At 65.5% G+C, this 18,668-nt stretch carries 16 protein-coding genes; 9 read left to right on the top strand and 7 right to left on the bottom strand.

What is annotated here, in order from left to right; genetic code table 11:
* Window positions 1–88: 88 nt before the first annotated feature.
* The 4 genes from dapA to V5279_RS33965 form a co-directional block, all read right to left on the bottom strand.
* A complete protein-coding gene (gene dapA, locus V5279_RS33980) occupies window positions 89–1,033 on the bottom strand; it encodes a 4-hydroxy-tetrahydrodipicolinate synthase (RefSeq protein WP_338691425.1) in 945 nt (314 codons plus the stop codon).
* A 9-nt stretch (window positions 1,034–1,042) separates the two neighbouring features.
* Window positions 1,043–1,297, bottom strand: coding sequence for a hypothetical protein (locus V5279_RS33975; RefSeq protein ID WP_338691424.1), 255 nt, complete (start codon window positions 1,295–1,297; stop codon window positions 1,043–1,045).
* Between the two features lie 176 nt (window positions 1,298–1,473).
* Window positions 1,474–1,749, bottom strand: coding sequence for a hypothetical protein (locus V5279_RS33970; RefSeq protein WP_338691423.1), 276 nt, complete (start codon window positions 1,747–1,749; stop codon window positions 1,474–1,476).
* 13 nt (window positions 1,750–1,762) lie between these two features.
* Window positions 1,763–2,227, bottom strand: a complete 465-nt coding sequence (locus V5279_RS33965) for a hypothetical protein (RefSeq protein ID WP_338691422.1) — start codon at window positions 2,225–2,227, stop codon at window positions 1,763–1,765.
* Between the two features lie 506 nt (window positions 2,228–2,733).
* Here V5279_RS33965 and V5279_RS33960 point away from each other — a divergent pair.
* The 7 genes from V5279_RS33960 to V5279_RS33930 all read left to right on the top strand — a co-directional run bounded on the left by V5279_RS33960 (window position 2,734) and on the right by V5279_RS33930 (window position 11,298).
* A complete protein-coding gene (locus tag V5279_RS33960) occupies window positions 2,734–2,823 on the top strand; it encodes a K(+)-transporting ATPase subunit F (protein WP_016846764.1) in 90 nt (29 codons plus the stop codon).
* A 118-nt stretch (window positions 2,824–2,941) separates the two neighbouring features.
* The gene (kdpA, locus tag V5279_RS33955) at window positions 2,942–4,645 is read left to right on the top strand and encodes a potassium-transporting ATPase subunit KdpA (protein WP_338691418.1); all 1,704 of its coding nucleotides are present in this window, start codon (window positions 2,942–2,944) and stop codon (window positions 4,643–4,645) included.
* A gap of 24 nt (window positions 4,646–4,669) precedes the next feature.
* The gene (gene kdpB / locus V5279_RS33950) at window positions 4,670–6,781 is read left to right on the top strand and encodes a potassium-transporting ATPase subunit KdpB (protein WP_166304069.1); all 2,112 of its coding nucleotides are present in this window, start codon (window positions 4,670–4,672) and stop codon (window positions 6,779–6,781) included.
* Window positions 6,782–6,793: 12 nt separating this feature from the next.
* Complete coding sequence (locus V5279_RS33945) at window positions 6,794–7,399, top strand: K(+)-transporting ATPase subunit C (RefSeq protein ID WP_338691417.1); 606 nt, start codon at window positions 6,794–6,796, stop codon at window positions 7,397–7,399.
* A 39-nt stretch (window positions 7,400–7,438) separates the two neighbouring features.
* Window positions 7,439–10,150 carry a sensor histidine kinase KdpD gene (locus V5279_RS33940; protein ID WP_338691416.1) on the top strand — a complete coding sequence of 904 codons (2,712 nt, stop codon included), beginning with the start codon at window positions 7,439–7,441 and terminating at the stop codon, window positions 10,148–10,150.
* Complete coding sequence (locus tag V5279_RS33935; RefSeq protein ID WP_029079080.1) at window positions 10,147–10,836, top strand: response regulator; 690 nt, start codon at window positions 10,147–10,149, stop codon at window positions 10,834–10,836. Before V5279_RS33940 ends, V5279_RS33935 begins: the two co-directional genes overlap by 4 nt.
* A 228-nt stretch (window positions 10,837–11,064) precedes the next feature.
* Window positions 11,065–11,298 (top strand): DUF6496 domain-containing protein, encoded by a 234-nt coding sequence (locus V5279_RS33930; protein WP_338691415.1) that lies wholly within the window; start codon window positions 11,065–11,067, stop codon window positions 11,296–11,298.
* A gap of 112 nt (window positions 11,299–11,410) precedes the next feature.
* Here the strand turns inward: V5279_RS33930 and V5279_RS33925 are convergent, their stop codons facing one another.
* Window positions 11,411–12,298, bottom strand: a complete 888-nt coding sequence (locus tag V5279_RS33925; RefSeq protein WP_338691414.1) for a Ku protein — start codon at window positions 12,296–12,298, stop codon at window positions 11,411–11,413.
* 106 nt (window positions 12,299–12,404) lie between these two features.
* Between V5279_RS33925 and ligD the strand changes: the two genes are divergently transcribed.
* A complete protein-coding gene (ligD, locus tag V5279_RS33920) occupies window positions 12,405–15,062 on the top strand; it encodes a DNA ligase D (protein WP_338691413.1) in 2,658 nt (885 codons plus the stop codon).
* A 174-nt stretch (window positions 15,063–15,236) separates the two neighbouring features.
* Here ligD and V5279_RS33915 read toward each other — a convergent pair whose 3' ends face one another.
* Entirely contained in the window at window positions 15,237–15,401 is a 165-nt protein-coding gene (locus V5279_RS33915) for a DUF3309 family protein (RefSeq protein WP_076865768.1), read from the bottom strand.
* Window positions 15,402–15,566: 165 nt separating this feature from the next.
* On the opposite strand from V5279_RS33915, the gene V5279_RS33910 reads away from it, so the two are divergent.
* On the top strand, window positions 15,567–15,875 hold the full coding sequence (locus V5279_RS33910) for a polyhydroxyalkanoic acid system family protein (RefSeq protein ID WP_338691412.1): 309 nt from the start codon (window positions 15,567–15,569) through the stop codon (window positions 15,873–15,875).
* Between the two features lie 9 nt (window positions 15,876–15,884).
* Here V5279_RS33910 and treY read toward each other — a convergent pair whose 3' ends face one another.
* Window positions 15,885–18,668: a malto-oligosyltrehalose synthase gene (treY, locus tag V5279_RS33905; protein ID WP_338691411.1), complete on the bottom strand. Its 2,784-nt coding sequence runs from the start codon at window positions 18,666–18,668 to the stop codon at window positions 15,885–15,887.

Raw genomic sequence — 18,668 nt, 5'->3', positions numbered from 1 at the left:
TCGGAACCTCAATATGGGGCGTGCTGTCACGGGCGATGCCGGCGCGGGCCATTGTGCATTGCGATGACTAGCGCCGGGGCCGCCAATCTCACTGCGCGGCGGCGAGGTACTCGTCGGCAAGCTCGGCCATCGCCTGCGCGAGCTCGGCTTTCGCCGATCCGTTGAGTTGGACGATCGGCAGCCGCGTCGACGGCTGCATGAACCCGAGCAGCGCCAGCGCGAATTTCAATGCGGCGGGATGCTCGCGCTCCAGCAGGGTCGCAAGCGGCACCAGCCGCTGGTGCAACTCCCGCGCCTGATACAACCGTCCCGCGCGGAAATGCCTGTGAACCGCCACATACAGATCGGGCGCGACGTTCGCCACAGCTGAGATGCAGCCATCGCCGCCGGCCGCGATATAGGCGAGCGACGAATTGTCGTCGCCCGTCAGCATCCGGAACGTTGCCGGCAGGCGTGAGCGCAGGCGCGCCAGGCGGGCGACGTCGCCGCCGCCGTCACGCAATCCCACGATGCGTGGCGCTGCGGCGAGCTCGAGCAGCGTCTCGTCGATGAGGCCCTTCACCGTCCGCGACGGGATGTCGTGCAGGATCACCGGCAGCGTGGTGGCCGCGGTGATGGCGCGGAAATGCGCCGCCATGCCCTGCGGCATCGGCCTGTTGTAATAGGGCACGACCGACATGATGGCGTCGGCGCCGGCCGCCGCCGCGGCCCGCGTGAACATGACCGCGCGATCGGTTGCGTTCGACCCGGCGCCGGCGATGATGCGGACCCGCTTGCGCGCGACGCCGGCTGCGATGCGAACCAGCTGCACGCGCTCCGCAGGCTCCAGCGTCGAGCTTTCGCCCGCGGTCTCGCCGACCACCAGCGCGGTCGCGCCGGCCGCGATCTGGCGCTCGCACAGCCGGCCGAACGCCTCGGCGTCGATCTCGCCCTGATGGTTGAAGGGGGTCGGAAGATCGGGGATGAAGCCCGACAGCCATTCGGCCGTGTCCGCTTTCGAAGCCGCTTTCGCAGTCACCACTTTCGCAGTCATGGGGGTGGCTCAGGCCACGCGGCTTGCGGGGAGGTTCGCGGTCTCGCCGCGCATATCGAGCTCGATCTCGCGCGACAGCTCGACGATCATTTCAGGGTGCTGGCCGTTCTCGAACAGCGCGTATTTGACGGCCTGGGCGCGGTTGACGAACAGGCCGCCATAGAGGCCGTTCTGTTGCTGGGCGACCCACTGGCCGCGGTGGTTGCGGCCGATGAAGACGATGGTGGACCCTGCGCTACACGAGGGAGGCTCGACGAGTTTCACGGTGGTAGTCCTTGCTCTTTAGTTTTTGACGCGTTTTCTTCACGCGAACCGGTATCCACTTCGCTCGAAAACACTTTGGTCACAGTCACGCGATCAAATGTCTGATTTGCCGGATATGAAATCGAGCGCGTGCGACCAGCGACTTCATAGGAGCGGCATAGGATTTGAGGGTGATTTCAGAGGCGCTGGACGATGCCGGTGCCGAGCGCGCACAGCGCGACATAGGCGGTCATCTCGTCCCAGTGATTGAGGTTTTTGGCAAACGGCATCTCGCGCCTGACGAGCCCGGCCAGCGCGCAGATCAGCGCCGACATCCACAATAGCGTGACGAGGCCCTTGCCGAAGCCTGCGCCGGCAAAGACGGCAAAGCCGATCATGATGGCGAGCCGGAAGCCGAACCGGACCAGGACCTGGGCCGATTGCAGCTGCCGCGGCAGTTGCTTGGTGTTCACGACGGCGCCGCCATCAGCCGATATTGTCAACGAACAGCGGCTCGTAGAGCGAGCGCGTGTCGCGACGGACGGCGGGTACGCTGGTCCGGCTGTCGGGCGCAGAGATCCGCTGTGCCTCGACGAAGGCGCTGAGGATCGCCAGCGCAAGATCGGTATGGTGGGTTTCGATCGACTGGTCGAGCCAGTCCGGAAGTTCGCGTTCGCGCGACAATGCGCAATGCCATTCGCCCTCGTCATAGACCAGGCGGCGGACCTGCCATTGCGGCAGTTCGAGATCGAGCAGCGCGATCGCTGCATCGGTCCAGGCGCCGGACTGGATCAGGCGCTCGACCCGGGCGCTCTTGCCGTTCTGCCCGACCGAGGGAAAGCGCCGGCAGGTCTGGCTGATGATGTCGGCCATGAACTCGGCAGTGACCGCATACGCGTCGCGCAGCCGGTCGCCGAGGTCGGTCGAGGAGTTTTGGGATAGCACGGACATGACGTCATCTCGTTCTACGCGCGGCCCAAGAAGGAGTGGCTCGAGGCATTGGCCGCAGGCCCAAAATGGCCGGATAGCCATTTGAAAACGAGATGAAGCGAGGGGCGGAGATATAGGGATTCCATAAAGATGGAACGGGTCCTGTCGTCCTGGCGAAAGCCAGGACCCATAACCACCGCATTCGGTGATGAGCGGGATCGTGGCCCCAGCGTCGCGCAACGATTGAGATTTGGGGTAATGGGTCCTGGCTTGCGCCAGGACGACGCCGGAGAGCCCGCGGCACTTATAGGATTCCTATAACGTCCTTATGCGCCACATCTCGAAAACCTATGCCCCGGATGGCACCTCACCACCATCCGGCGCGGAGCGCTTATGCGGTTGCCCGCGCCCTGTGACGCATAGGAGTCTCACATGATGGACATTCTCATGGCGGCGCTCGGGATCGGCTTCTTCGCGGCCGGCATCGGCTACGCCTACGCCTGCGAACGACTGTAAGGGAGGCGGCGATGATCTTCGATTACTCGCTCGCCGGCCTCGTCTCGCTCGGCCTGTTGTTCTACCTCACCTACGCTTTGCTGCGGCCCGAACGCTTCTAGGCGATCGCGATGCTCGCGCTTTGCACAATTCTGCTAGCCGACGCGGTGCTGACCGGGCTGTTGCTCGGCCTGTTCGCGTCGCTGCTGCGCTTCGCACCCATTCGAAAGGCTTGACGCAATGACCGTCATCGGCTGGATTCAAATTATTCTGTTTTGCGCGATCGTGATCGCGCTGGTCAAACCGCTCGGCTGGTACATGACCCGCGTGTTCAACGGCGAGCACACCTTCCTCTCGCCTGTGCTGCGCCCGGTCGAGCGCGCGATCTACTGGGTCGGCGGCGTCGACGAGCGGCGCGAGCAGCACTGGCTGACCTATACGGTCGCCATGCTGCTGTTCCATGTCGGCGGCTTCGCTCTGATCTACGGCCTGATGCGGCTGCAGGCGGTGCTGCCGTTCAACCCGGCCGGACAGTCGGCCGTGGCCGAGGATCTCTCGTTCAACACCGCGATCTCGTTCATCACCAACACCAACTGGCAGAACTACGGCGGCGAGAGCACGCTGTCCTATCTGGTCCAGATGCTCGGCCTGACCCACCAGAACTTCCTGTCGGCGGCGACCGGCATCGCACTCGCGATGGCGCTGATCCGCGGCTTTACCCGCTCGTCGATGCGCACGGTCGGCAATTTCTGGGTCGACGTCACGCGCTGCACGCTCTATGTGCTGCTGCCGATCTGCATCGTCTATGCGCTGTTCCTGGTCTGGCAGGGCATGCCGCAGACGCTCGGCGCCTATGTCGACGCCACCACGCTGGAAGGCGGCAAGCAGACTATCGCGCTCGGACCGGTGGCCTCGCAGGTCGCGATCAAGATGCTCGGCACCAATGGCGGCGGCTTCTTCAATGCCAACGCCGCGCATCCGTTCGAGAACCCGACCGCATTGTCGAACCTCGTGCAGATGATCTCGATCTTCGCGCTTGGCGCGGCGATGACCAACGTGTTCGGCCGCATGGTCGGTAACGAGCGCCAAGGCTGGGCGATCTTCAGCGTGATGGGCATCCTGTTCCTCGCCGGCGTCATCGTCACCTACTGGGCGGAAGCCAACGGCACCTCCGCGCTGCAGGCGCTCGGGCTCACCGGCGGCAACATGGAGGGCAAGGAGGTCCGCTTCGGCATCGTCGCGTCCTCGCTGTTCGCCGTCGTCACCACCGCCGCGTCCTGCGGCGCGGTCAACGCCATGCATGACAGCTTCACCGCGCTCGGCGGCATGATCCCGCTGATCAACATGCAACTCGGCGAAGTCATCATCGGCGGCGTCGGCGCCGGCTTCTACGGCATGCTGCTGTTCGTCGTGCTGGCGATCTTCGTCGCCGGCCTGATGGTCGGCCGCACGCCTGAGTATGTCGGCAAGAAGATCGAGGCGCGCGAAGTCAAGATGGCGATGCTCGCGATCCTGGTGCTGCCGCTGATGTATCTCGGCTGGACCGCGGTCGGCGTGGTGCTGCCGTCAGCAGTGGCCTCGATGGCCAATGCCGGCCCGCACGGCTTCACCGAGGTGCTCTATGCCTTCACGTCGGCGACCGGCAATAACGGCTCGGCGTTCGGGGGCCTGACCGGCAACACCCTGTTCTATAACCTGACGCTCGCGTCTGCGATGTTCGTCGGCCGCTTCTTCATGATCGTGCCGGCGATGGCGATCGCGGGATCGCTGGTCGAGAAGAAGTCGATCCCGGCCTCGGCGGGCACCTTCCCGACCACCGGCGGCTTGTTCGTCGGCCTCGTCATCGGCGTGATCCTGATCATCGGCGGCCTGACCTTCTTCCCGGCGCTGGCGCTCGGGCCGATCGTCGAGCACCTCGCCATGAACGCCAACACCCTGTTCTGATCGAATACGTTCGGAGTAACATCCATGGAAACCATGAAACTGCAGAAGCAGGTGACGGCGTCGACCATGCTCGACCCGAAGATCCTGGTGCCGGCGATCTGGTCGGCCTTCGTCAAGCTCGATCCTCGCCTGATGGCGAAGAACCCCGTGATGTTCGTCGTCGAGGTCGTGGCCGCGCTGACCACCGTGATCTTCGTGCGCGACCTCGTCACCGGTGGCGCCAACCTCGGCTTCACCTTCCAGATCATCCTCTGGCTCTGGTTCACGGTGTTGTTCGCCAATTTCGCCGAAGCGGTCGCTGAAGGCCGCGGCAAGGCGCAGGCGGAATCGCTGAAGAAGACCCGCACCGAGAGCCAGGCCAAGCTGCTGACCGGCACCGACCGGACCTATCGCATGGTGCCGGGCACCTCGCTGAAGGTCGGCGACGTCGTGCTGGTCGAGGCCGGCGACAACATCCCGTCGGACGGCGAGGTGATCGAAGGCGTCGCCTCGGTCAATGAAGCGGCGATCACGGGCGAATCCGCGCCGGTCATCCGCGAATCCGGCGGCGACCGTTCGGCGGTCACCGGTGGCACCCAGGTGCTGTCGGACTGGATCCGCGTCCGCATCACCGCGGCGCAGGGCTCGACCTTCATCGACCGCATGATCAAGCTGGTGGAGGGCGCCGAGCGGCAGAAGACGCCGAACGAGATCGCGCTCAACATCCTGCTCGCGGGCCTCACCATCATCTTCGTGTTCGCGACGGTGACGATCCCGAGCTATGCGGCCTATGCCGGCGGCTCGATCTCGGTCGTGGTGCTGGTGGCGCTGTTCGTCACGCTGATCCCGACCACGATCGGCGCGCTATTGTCGGCGATCGGTATCGCCGGCATGGACCGCCTGGTGCGCTTCAACGTGCTGGCGATGTCCGGCCGCGCGGTGGAAGCCGCCGGCGACGTCGACACGCTGCTGCTGGACAAGACCGGCACCATCACGCTCGGCAACCGCCAGGCCACCGCGTTCCGCCCGATCCGCGGCGTCTCCGAGCAGGACCTTGCGGACGCGGCGCAGCTCGCCTCGCTGGCCGACGAAACGCCGGAGGGCCGCTCGATCGTGGTGCTCGCCAAGGAGAAGTACGGCATCCGCGGCCGCGACATGCATGAGCTTGCCGCGACCTTCGTGCCGTTCACCGCGCAGACCCGCATGAGCGGCATCGATGCCGGCTCCTCGTCGGTCCGCAAAGGCGCGGTCGACGCGATCCTCAGCTATGTCGACGGCGGCTCGCCCCGCACCGTCGCATCGGGTAACACCGTCCGTGCGGTTGCGGCGACGATGAGCGCGGAAGCGCGCGAGATCCAGTCGATCGCCGACGAGATCGCCAAGGCCGGCGGCACGCCGCTGGCCGTCGCCAAGGACGGCAAGCTGCTCGGCGTCGTGCACCTGAAGGACATCGTGAAGGGCGGTATCCGCGAGCGCTTTGCGGAATTGCGCCGCATGGGCATCCGCACCGTGATGATCACCGGCGACAATCCGATGACCGCGGCCGCGATCGCGGCCGAGGCCGGCGTCGACGACTTCCTGGCGCAGGCAACGCCCGAGGACAAGCTCAAGCTGATCCGCGACGAGCAGTCCAAGGGCAAGCTGGTCGCGATGTGCGGCGACGGCACCAACGACGCGCCGGCGCTCGCGCAGGCCGATGTCGGCGTCGCCATGAACACCGGCACGCAGGCCGCCCGCGAGGCCGGCAACATGGTCGACCTCGACTCCAACCCGACCAAGCTGATCGAGGTGGTCGAGATCGGAAAGCAGCTGTTGATGACCCGCGGCGCGCTCACCACGTTCTCGATCGCCAACGACGTCGCAAAGTATTTTGCGATCATCCCGGCGATGTTCCTCGCGTTCTATCCGCAGCTCGAGGTGCTGAACGTGATGCGGCTGGCAAGCCCGCAGAGTGCGATCCTGTCGGCGATCATCTTCAACGCGCTGATCATCATCGCGCTGATCCCGCTGGCGCTGAAGGGCGTCAAGTATCGCGCCGTCGGTGCCGGTGCGCTGCTCGGCCGCAACCTGATGATCTACGGCCTCGGCGGCATCATCATCCCGTTCATCGGCATCAAGGCGATCGACCTCATCGTCGCCGCCCTGGGCCTGGCTTAAGGAGCCGCAATCATGTTGAGAGAAATTCGTCCCGCCATCCTCGTGCTGGTCCTGCTGACCGCGATCACGGGCCTTGCCTATCCGCTCGCCATTACCGGGATCGCCGGCGTCATCTTTCCGAGGCAGGCGCAAGGCAGCCTGATCGAGAAGGACGGTAAGGTGATCGGCTCCGCCCTGATCGGGCAGGAGTTCAAGGAGGACAAATACTTCCACGGCCGGCCGTCGGCGACGGTGGCGCCCGATCCGAACGACTCCTCCAAGACCGTGCCGGCGCCGTACAACGCAGCCAATTCCGGCGGCTCCAACCTCGGCCCGACCAGCAAGGCGCTGAACGACCGCATCAAGGACGATGTCGAGAAGCTGAAGGCGGAGAATCCGTCCGCCAGCGTGCCGGTCGATCTCGTCACCACCTCGGCCAGCGGCCTCGATCCGGACATCTCGCCGGATGCCGCGCTGTTCCAGGTGCCGCGGGTCGCCAAGGCGCGCAGCATGTCCGAGGACGCGGTGCGTCAGCTGGTGGCGCAGAACACCCAGGGCCGCTTCGCCGGCGTGATCGGTGAGCCCCGCGTTAACGTTCTTGCGCTCAACCTGGCGCTGGACGCGGCAAACGCGAAATAGGGGAGTAGGCCGCCACTCGCAGGATGACTATATTGCGGTATGGCCAATCAGCGCGACCCTGAAAAACGACCCTCGCCGGATGCGCTGCTGGAGGCGGCGCGCCGCGAGGCCGATCGTTCGGGACGGCTGAAGATCTTCATCGGCGCAGCCCCCGGCGTCGGCAAGACCTACGAGATGCTCACGAGCGCCCACGCCCGCCTCAAGGCGGGCGTCGACGTCGTGGTCGGTGTGGTCGAAACCCACGGACGGGTGGAGACCGAGGCTCTGCTGAAGGGCCTCGAAGTGCTGCCGCGCAAGCGGCTGGCCTATCGCGACCAGACGCTCGAGGAAATGGACCTCGACGCCTTGATCGCGCGGCGGCCGCAGCTCGCGCTGGTCGACGAGCTTGCCCATACCAATGCGCCGGGCAGCCGGCATCCCAAGCGCTATCTCGACGTCGAGGAGTTGCTGTCGCACGGCATCGACGTCTACACCGCGATCAACATCCAGCACATCGAGAGCCTCAACGACGTCGTCGCGCAGATCACCCATGTGCGGGTGCGCGAGACCGTGCCGGACTCGGTGGTCGATCGCGCCGACGCTATCGAGCTGATCGACCTCACGCCGGACGATCTGATCCAGCGGCTGAAGGAGGGCAAGGTCTATGTGCCCAAGCAGGCCGAGCGGGCGCTGGAGCACTATTTCTCGCCCGGCAATCTGACCGCGCTGCGCGAGCTGGCGCTGCGCCGCACCGCCGAGCGGGTCGACGAGCAGCTGCTCACCCACATGCAGGCCAATGCCATCCAGGGTCCCTGGGCGGCGGGTGAGCGCATCCTGGTCTGCCTCAGCGAGGACCCGCGCGCGGCCGGCCTCGTCCGCTACACGAAACGTCTGGCCGACCGGCTGCATGCGCAATGGACTGCCGTCAGCATCGAGACGCGGCGCAGCCTGCAATTGACCGACGAGCAGCGCGACCGGCTCTCCGACACCATGCGGCTTGCCGAATCGCTCGGCGGCGAGGCGCTGACGCTTCCCGGCGTCGGCCGCCGCATCGCCGACGACGTCATCAATTTTGCCCAGGCCAACAACGTCACCCAGATCATCATCGGCAAGTCGACGCGCTCGCGCTGGTTCGAGCTGACGCACGGCTCCGTGGTGCACGATCTGGTGCGCCGCGCCGGCAATATCAGCGTCAACGTGATCGCCGGCGACGAACTGCCGGTCGGCAAGGCGGCGGTGCAGACCGCGCAGCGGCAGGAGCCGTTCAATCCGCGGCCCTATCTGATGTCGCTGCTGCTGGTGGCAATCGGCCTCGGCGCCGCCAAGCTGATCCAGCCGTTCTTCGGCATCGAGAATGTCGACCTCGTCTTCCTCACCGCCGTGGTCGGCGCCGCGGCGCGTTACGGCCTGTGGCCGTCGCTGCTCGCGAGCGTCGCCGCCTCGCTGTGCTACAATTTCTTCTTCCTGCCGCCGGTCTATACTTTCACCATCACCGACCCGACCAATGTCGCGGCGTTCTTCTTCTTCATGCTGATCGCGCTGATCGTCTCCAACGTCGCGGCGCGGGTGCGCGTCCAGGCCGACACCGCGATCGGCCGCGTCCGTACCACTGAATCGCTCTACGCTTTCAGCCGGAAGCTCGCCGGCACCGCGACGCTGGACGACGTGCTGTGGGCGACCGCCTATCAGATCGCCCTGATGCTGAAGGTACGGGTGGTGCTGCTGCTGCCGGAGGACGGATTGTTGGCGGTCAAGACCGGCTATCCGCCGGAAGACCAGCTCGACCAGGCTGATCTTGCCGCCGCCAACTGGGCCTGGGGCAACGATCGCCCGGCCGGCCGCGGTTCCGACACGCTGCCGGGCGGAAAACGGCTGTTCCTGCCGATGCGCACCGGCCGCGGCCCGATCGGCGTGATCGGCATCGACGACGACCGCACCGGGCCGCTGCTGACGCCGGACCAGCGCCGGCTGCTCGATGCGTTGGTCGACCAGGGCGCGCTGGCGATCGAGCGCGTGCTGCTGGTCGAGGACATGGACCGGGTCAAGCGCACGGTCGAATCCGACCGGTTGCGCGGCGCGCTCTTGACCTCGATCTCGCATGATCTAAAGACGCCGCTCGCCTCGGTGCTCGGCTCGGCCTCGGCGCTGCGCGATCTCGGCGCCAGCCTGAGCGACGCCCAGAAGCATGATCTGCTTGCCACCGTGATCGACGAGTCCGAGCGGCTGAACCGCTTCATCGCCAATTTGCTCGACATGACCAAGCTGGAATCGGGCGCGATCGTGCCGAACACGGCGCGGCACGATGTCGGCGAAATCGTCGGCAGCGCATTGCGCCGGGCGGGCAAGATCCTGGTCCACCACAGGGTGTCGCTGGAGCTCGCGGCCGACCTGCCGATGCTGGAGCTCGACGCCGTGCTGTTCGAGCAGGTGCTGTTCAACCTGCTCGACAACGCCGCCAAATATGCCCCGTCGGACACCACGATCTCGATCCGCGGCGGCCGCGACCGTGACGCGGTGACGCTGCAGATCCTCGATGAAGGCAACGGCATTCCGGCCGCCGAGCTCGAAAGCGTGTTCGACAAGTTCTATCGCGCCGAGAAGGGCGACCATGTCCGCCCCGGCACCGGCCTCGGCCTTGCGATCTCGCGCGGCTTCGTCGAGGCGATGCGCGGCACGATCGCGGCGGCCAACCGCGCCGACCGGACCGGCGCCGTCATCACCATCCGCCTGCCTGTTACGGCCGACACCAACGCGCTGGACACTGCTGCATGAATGCTATCCCCATCAAGGTCCTGGTCATCGATGACGAGCCACCGATCCGCAAATTGCTGCGGATGGGGCTGAGCACGCAGGGCTACGACATCCTCGAGGCGTCCAACGGCAAGCTGGCGCTGGAGATGCTGGGCGAGGGCCCGGCGCTGATCATCCTCGATCTCGGTCTGCCCGATATCCAGGGCCACGATCTCCTGCGCATGATCCGCGGCCGCAACGAGAGCGTCCCGATCGTGGTGCTGTCGAGCCGCGGCGACGAGGCCGGCAAGGTGCAGGCGCTCGACCTCGGTGCTGACGATTACCTGACCAAGCCGTTCGGCATGGACGAATTGCTGGCGCGGCTGCGCGCGGCGCTGCGGCACCAGCTGCAGGTGCAGGGCGAGCGTCCGGTGTTCCGCTCCGGCGATCTCTCGGTCGATCTGGTGCGCCGGATCGTCAAGGTCGGCGACAAGGAGATCAAGTTGTCGCCGAAGGAATACGACCTGCTGCGCGTGCTGGTGCAGCACGCCGGTAAGGTGCTGACTCATCGCTTCCTGCTGAAGGAATTGTGGGACGAACTGACCGACGCGCAATATCTGCGCGTCTATGTCCGCCAGCTCCGCCAGAAGATCGAGGCCGATCCCGAGCGCCCGCAATTCGTGCTGACCGAGACCGGCATCGGCTACCGCCTGCGCGCGGCGGACTGAGCTGTCATGCCCCGCGAAGGCGGGGCATCCAGTACGCCGCGGCTTCTCCGTTCAACCGCTGACGTCTCTGGAATACTGGGTCGCCCGGTCCCGTCTACGCCAAGGCTTCGACGAGGCCATGCTCCCCGGGCGCGCCGAAGCTTTTGCGAAGGCGGCAAGCCGGGCGACGACACCGAGCGGAACTTTCGCTCCTATCGAGGCTTGGTTTCGCTTAGCGGGAGAGAAGCCATGGCAAGGAAATATTCGCGGAAGGCATCTGATGATGTCGAGCGTGTGATGAAGAAACGCAAGGCCGGGACGCTGCGCAGCGGCCGCTCGAAGAAGAAGGTGACGAGCCGCAAGCAGGCGATCGCGATCGGACTATCCGAGGCCCGCGCCAAGGGGCGGAAGGTGCCGAAGAAGGCCACCAGGAAGACGGCCAAGAAGACGGCGAAGAAGCGCAAGGCTGCGAAGAAGCGGTAGGGCGCCGTCCGTCTACCTTCGTCATGGCCGGGCTTGACCCAGCCATCCACGTCTTTCTGGCCAAGAGGATGGATGCCCGGGTCAAGCCCGGGCACGACGCGTGAAATTCAATTCACCCCGCCTTCCGCGACCGCGCGCTCGACTGGTGCGCCCTCTTCGCCGCATGGCGGTGCGAGGTCGGGCGGCGCGCACTGGAGTGCGCGCGCTTTGCGCCGCCTTTCCGGTCTTTCAGGCTCTGCTTCAGCGCGTCCAGCAGGTTCACCACATTGCTGGGCTTCTCCTCACGCTCGACGGCCTTGATCGGCTTGCCGGCGGCCTTGCGGCGTACCAGCGCTTTCAACGCGGTCTCGTACTCGTCCTTGAATTTCGATGGGTCGAAATGCGCGGCCTTGCTGTCGAGGATGTGGCCGGCGAGTTCGATCATGTCCTTGGTGACCTTCGGGCTCTTGATGTCGTCGAAATAATCGTCGGCATCACGGACTTCGTACGGGTAGCGCAGCGTGGTGCCGAGCATGCCCTTGTCGAGCGGCCCGATCGCGATCACGTGCTCGCGGTTGGTCAGCACGATGCGCGCCAGCGCGACGCGGTCCTGGTCCTTCATGGCGTCGCGGATCACCGCGAACGCGTCGGCGCCGGCCTTGCCGTCCGGCCTGATGTAGTAGGGGTGGTCGAGATAACGCTTGTCGATCTCGCCCTCGGGCACAAAGGAATCGATATCGATGGTGTGGTTGCTCTCGATCTGGACCGCCTCGAGCTCGTCCTTCTCGATCTCGACATATTTGCCCTTGCGGACCTCGTAGCCGCGGCCCTTCTGGTCGCCCTCGACGACGTCGCCGGTCTCGGCATCGACCATCTGCTGCTTCAGCCGGTTGCCGGTCTCCCGGTTGATCATATGGAAGCGGGTCTTCTCGACCGCCGTCGAGGCCGGGTAGAGCGCCACCGAGCACGACACCAGCGACAGTTTGAGCGTGCCTTTCCAGTAGGCGCGGGGAGCGGCCATGATCGCCTCCAAACAGCTTGAGTTTGGAACTTGAACGGATACCGTAGGTTTTGGTTCCTGATGGCCGCAGGCTCGCGGCGGCCGCCGTTTGCGCCGAGGCCTGTACGTGTCGCTGAGAAACCTCACCACTTATCGCAAGAAACGCGACTTCGAGAAGACCAATGAGCCGTCGGGCGATGTCAAGGTCGCGCCCGCGACTCAGCGGCGCTTCGTGATCCAGAAGCATGACGCGACGCGGCTGCATTATGATTTTCGGCTCGAGTTCGACGGCGTCTTCAAGTCCTGGGCGGTGACGCGCGGGCCCTCGCTCGATCCGCATGACAAGCGGCTCGCGGTCGAGGTCGAGGATCATCCGCTCGACTATGGCGATTTCGAAGGGACGGTTCCCGAAGACCAGTACGGCGGCGGCACGGTGCAGCTCTGGGACCGCGGCACCTGGGAATCTGTTGATCCCGAGCGCGGCTTCAGGAAGGGCGACCTGAAGTTCACACTTCATGGCGACAAGCTGCACGGCAGCTGGGTGCTGGTGCGGATGAAGAACGACCGCTTTGGCGGCAAGCGCACCAACTGGCTCCTGATCAAGCACCGCGACGAATATGCCGTGGACGGCAACGGCGAGGCGATCCTCGAGGAGGACCGCTCGGTGGCCTCCGGCCGCTCGATGGCGCAAATCGCCGCCGGCAAGGGGCGGGCGCCGAAGCCGTTCATGCTGGCCAAGGGCAACGGCAAGGCCAAAGCGGACGCGGTCTGGCACTCCAATCATGGTATGGCCGCGGACGCGCGCGCGAAAACCAAGGCGCCGCCGCCCAAGGAAAAACTAAAGGTGCAACTGAATGCACAATTGAAGGCGCCGTCAAAGGCGCAGCCGAAGCGGGTGGCGGAGATGGCGGATTTCGTTCCGCCGCAGCTCTGTGCCGCGGTCGAGAGTCCGCCTAACGGAGCGGGCTGGTGCCACGAGATCAAGTTCGACGGTTACCGCGTGCAGCTTCGCGTCGAGAACGGCGAGGCCGTGCTTAAGACCCGCAAGGCGCTCGACTGGACCGACAAGTTCGGCGCGATCGCAAAGGAAGCCGCCAAGCTGCCTGACGTCCTGATCGACGGTGAGATCGTCGCGCTCGACGAGGGCGGCATGCCGCATTTCTCGACGCTGCAGGCGGCATTGTCCGACGGCAAGACGGATCACTTGATCTTCTACGCCTTCGACCTGCTGTTTGCGGGCAATGAGGATCTCCGCCCGCTGCCGCTCACCGAGCGCAAGGCGCGGCTGAAGGAATTGCTTGCGGCACGCAAGGGCAAGAACCCCTTGATCCGCTATGTCGAACATTTCGAGGAGAGCGGCGAGGCCGTGCTGGATTCCGCGCGCAAGCTCGGGCTGGAAGGCATCGTCTCCAAGCGGCTCGGCGGCGCCTACCGCTCCGGCCGGTCCGATGACTGGACCAAGGCAAAAATCCGCGCCGGCCATGAGGTGGTGATCGGCGGCTGGAAGACCACCAACGGCAAGTTCCGCTCGCTGATGGCCGGCGTCTATCGCGACGAGCATCTGGCCTTTGTCGGCATCGTCGGCACCGGCTTCGGCCAGGACACGGTTCGCCGCATCATGCCGGCGCTGAAGGCGGCGGCATCCGACAAGAGCCCGTTCGGCGGCAAGGACGCGCCGAAGAAAACCCGCGACGTGCACTGGCTGAAGCCGGAGCTGGTCGCCGAGATCGAGTTCGCCGGCTGGACCGATGCCGGCAACATCCGCCAGGCCGCATTCAAGGGCCTGCGCCAGGACAAGCCGGCGCATGAGGTCGAGGCCGAGCGGCCGATCGTGACCAAAGTGGTGAAGCCGATGGCCAAAGGAAGATCATCCGGGAAATCCTCCGGCGAGGTGATGGGCGTCGCCATTTCCCATCCGGACAAGGCATTGTGGCCCGATGCCGGCGACGGCACGCCGGTGACAAAGCTCGACCTCGCCAACTATTTCGAGGCGGTCGGCGCATGGATGATCGGCTATCTCAAGGGCCGGCCATGCTCGATCGTGCGCGCCCCTGATGGCATCAAGGGTGAGACCTTCTTCCAGCGTCACGCGATGGCCGGCACATCGAAGCTCCTGAAGCTCGCCAAGGTGTCCGGCGACCGCAAACCCTATCTGCAGATCGACCAGGTCGAGGGGCTGGCGGCGGTGGCGCAGCTTGGCGGGCTCGAACTGCATCCCTGGAATTGCGCGCCCGATGCCTATGACACGCCGGGCCGGCTGGTGTTCGATCTCGATCCCGCGCCCGACGTCGCGTTCAGCGACGTGATCGATGCTGCCAAGGACATGCGCCAGCGGCTGTCGGCCGTTGGCCTCGAAAGCTTCTGCAAGACCACCGGCGGCAAGGGCCTTCACGTCGTGACACCGCTGCTCGCAGGCGCCAGGGACAAGGTGACGTGGAAGGAAGCCAAGGCATTCGCGCAAGGCATCTGTCAGTGGATGGCGCAGGACGACCCCGAGCGCTATCTGATCAACATGTCCAAAGCCAAGCGAACCGGAAAGATCTTCCTCGACTATCTGCGCAACGACCGGCTCTCGACGGCGGTCGCGGTGCTGTCGCCGCGGGCGCGTCCGGGCGCGACGGTGTCGATGCCGCTGACCTGGCCGCAGCTGCGCGGCGATCTCGATCCGAAGAAGTATACGGTGCGGACGGTGCCGGCGCTGCTGGCGAAGACCAAGGCGTGGGACGGCTACGAGGATGCGGCATCGTCGATCAAGGCGGCGATGAAGAAGCTCGCGGCACAGTAGCAAATGTTGGGCAAGTCTGTGTCGCTGGCTTAGGTCGTCGTACCCCGCGAAAGCGGGTCCGGTACGCCGCGGCTTATCGGCTTAATCGTCTACGGCTCTGGAATACTGGATCACCCGCTTTCGCGGGTGACAGTTGTTGATGTGGATGTGGATCGGGCACAGCACTGCCACGCGCTACAGCCTTCCGAGCAGCAGCAGGATCAGCAGGATCACGATCACGAGGCCGAGACCGCCGCCGCCATAATAGCCGGTGCCGTAGAACGGTCCGCCGCCGATGCCGCTGAAGCCGCCAAGCAGCGCAATGACCAGAATAATAAGGATGATCGTTCCAAGTGACATCTCAAGCTCTCCTCAGCTCCGTGGGCCTGTGGTCTCTGCCCTTCGCGTGAGGAAACAAACCGGAACTGTGAAGGTTCCAGCACTCGCGGCGCGATAAAGTCCACATATCTTCCATTTGTGAGGAACAGAACTACATGATCGGAATCCATGGAGGAGTGTACCGCGATGTCGGCGCCGCTGATCGTTTCGATTCCCCACAGCCTTGGCCGCGACGAGGCCATGCGCCGCTTGAAGACGGGCCTGTCGCGAGCGGCAGTTAACGTGCCGGCGCTGAGCGTCGATGAGGAGCGCTGGGACGACAACCGCATGAGCTTTCGCGTCCGCGCGCTGGGGCAGGTCGCGGCCGGGCATCTCGATGTCGAGGATAGCCATGTGCGCCTCGAGGTGACGCTGCCCTGGCTGCTGCAGCGCTTCGCCGAAGTCGCGCAGATTGCGATTCGGAAGCGCGGACAGTTGCTGCTGACCAAGCGCTGATCCGCGGGGCTAGCCGTGCGAGCGCGCACGCCTCGAGGCTTGCTTCGCGCCCGCCGCGACCTTCGCCTTCAGTACCGCGACCGGCAGATTGGCGAACAGCGCTGAAAGCTGAATCCTGTTTTCGCCGCCCGGGAGCGCGTATCCAGCCACGTCGATCTCGCCTTCGAAGGCCTCGGGACGCGGCCAGCTCCGTCCGCCCTGGGTAAACGGCGCAAATGATTTCGCCACCGCGACGATGACCGCCGCGCGGCCATGGCGCCGCGCGAAGGCAATGACGTGGTCGCGGTGCGGGCCGTTGACGGCGAGCGGCTGGTAGTTGCCGCTGGTGAAGACGTCGGGCAGCTCGTTGCGCAGCCGCAAGAGATGCCGCGTCCACGCGAATTTCAGGCGGCCGTCGCGCCAGCTCTGCGCCAGTGCGCCCCAATCCGGCATCTCCAGCGCCGCCAGCGTTCCTGCGCGTTCGGCAAAATCAACCGGACGGCGGTTGTCGGGGTCGACAAGCGAAAGATCCCAGCCTTCGGTGCCCTGGTAGAAATCCGGCACGCCCGGCATCGTCGCCTTCAGCGTGATCTGGCTGAGCGAGTTGAGCGCGCCGATCAGCGCGGTGCGTAGCGCCAGTGTCTCCAGCGCGTCGAGGAATTCGGGCGAGGTTTTGCGATCGAGGATCCGCTCGATGAAGGTCTTGACGCCGGCCTCATAAGGTTCGTGCGGATTGAGCCAGCTGGTCTCCTGCTTGCCCTCGCGTGCGGCCTTCAGCGCATAGGCCTGGATGCGCGCAACGAGGGAGTCATCGTCCGGATCCCAGGCGCCGATCAGGGCTTGATACAGCATGTATTCGAATGTCGCCGATGGCGCACGCGTCTCGCCGTCGAGCACCAGATGCGGCGCATTCAGGACCTTCCAGCGCGCCACCGCACTGGTCCATTCGCCGGGGATTTCCGCAAGCGCCATGATCCGCGCACGGGCGTCCTCGCCGCGCTTGGTATCGTGGGTTGCGGTCGACGTCATGCCGTGCGGCCATTCGCTGATACGGGCCGTCATCATGGCGTGGAAGCGCTCGGGCGCGATCGCGCTAGCCGCGGGATCGCCGCCGACCTCGTTGAGCGCCAGCAGGCGGTGGTAGCGATAGAAGGTAGTGTCCTCCAGCGACTTCGCCATCATTGGCCCGGTGAATTGCTGCACCTTCAGCGCGAAGCGGCGCACCCGCGGCGCGCTGTGCGGGGGACGGCCGGGCTTCAGCAGGTCCATGGTCAGCGCGTCGCGCAGGAAATCGAAAATGCCTTCGTCGGCGGCGAACCAGTTGGCGCGGGCGCGCGCGATGGTCTCGTCGATCAGGGCGCGGTCATGTGCGGTCGGGCCGGAGGCGGTGAGATAGGTGCGATAGACCGGAAAGTGCAGCACGTAGAGCTCGAGTGCCTGCCGCAGACTGTCGGCGGAGAAGTCGCGCGAGGAATAATGGCCGCCGGCGATGCGCGCCAAAAGCCGCGCCAGCACGGTGAATTCGCTGGTCAGCAAGGTCTCCAGCACGCGCCGCTTGGCCGCGCGCAGCACCGGCGTCAGGTTCGGCGACTGGTTGCTGATCTGGCGCCAGATCTCGCTGAGCGGCTCGAGGCCTTTGGCATCGACCAGCACCTGACTGATCGTGTTCATCCATTCATAGCCTGTGGTGCCGTGGACGCCGCTGAACTTCGTCAGCTTCTCGTCCTCGCCGAGGATCTTCTCGATCACCATGTAGAACGGCCTGGCCTTGGCGCCCTGCGCGGAGCGGATCAGGCGGCGCAGGCGATGGAAATACTGCGCGGGATCGCGCAGGCCGTCGATATGGTCGAGCCGCAGGCCCTGCAGCCGGTCCTCGGCGATCAGGCGCTTCACCAGGCTGTGGCTCGCCTCGAAGGTGGCGGCGTCCTCGACCCGGAGGCCGGCCAGCGTGTTGACGTCGAAGAAGCGGCGATAGTTGATGTCGCTGGAGGCGAGCCGCCAGTGGCCGAGCTTGTAGTGCTGCCGCTCCAGCAGGTGATGCAACGCCAGCGTCTGGGCAGGGCGGTCCTCGCCGGAGCTGTAAGCATCGAGCCCGCGCGCGATGATCTCTGCGCTGCCCGCGATCGCCTTGATCCCCTCCTTCAGTGCCGGGGCCTCGACGCGGTTGGGGTGACGCAGTCCGCGATACCGGGCGGCGAGTTCGAGCATCGCGCGTCCGGCCGGACTGTCTTCGGCGGCGGCCTCGCGGACAATGGTCCGCAACACCTCGCCATAGCGCTCCGGCGCGATCGGCAGCCGGTGCTCGAAATACCAGGCCGAGAAGCTGCCTTCGCTTGCGTCGTAGCGCAGCGCGATCTCGCCGCGCTCCAGCGCCTGGCCATAGGACGAGCCGAGGATCGGCAGCAGCACGCCGCCGCGCGCGCGATAGGGCAGCAGGTCCCAGTCGATATCGAAGGAGGCCGCATGCGGCGACAGCGGTCCCCATTCCAGCACGTCGAGCCACCACGGATTGTCGGCAAAATGCACGCCGACATGGTTCGGCACGAAATCAAGGATCAGGCCGAGGTCGTTCTGCTTCAGCGCATCGCTGAGCCGCGCAAAGCCTTCTTCGCCGCCGAGTTCCGGGTTGAATTTGGTGTGGTCGACGACGTCATAGCCATGGGTCGAGCCCTTGCGCGCCTTCGTGAAGGGCGAGGCATAGAGATGGCTGATGCCGAGCGCCTTCAGATACGGCACGACGCCGGCGGCGGCATCGAAGTCGAAATCGGCGGTGAGTTGCAGTCGGTATGTCGCGATCGGGATCGCCGAAGGCAT

It is taken from the genome of Bradyrhizobium sp. 26S5 (assembly GCF_036923295.1).
GTDB lineage: Bacteria > Pseudomonadota > Alphaproteobacteria > Rhizobiales > Xanthobacteraceae > Bradyrhizobium > Bradyrhizobium septentrionale.
The sequence above is the reverse complement of the archived record's forward strand: the minus strand, read 5'-3'. Positions and strand labels throughout refer to the sequence as shown.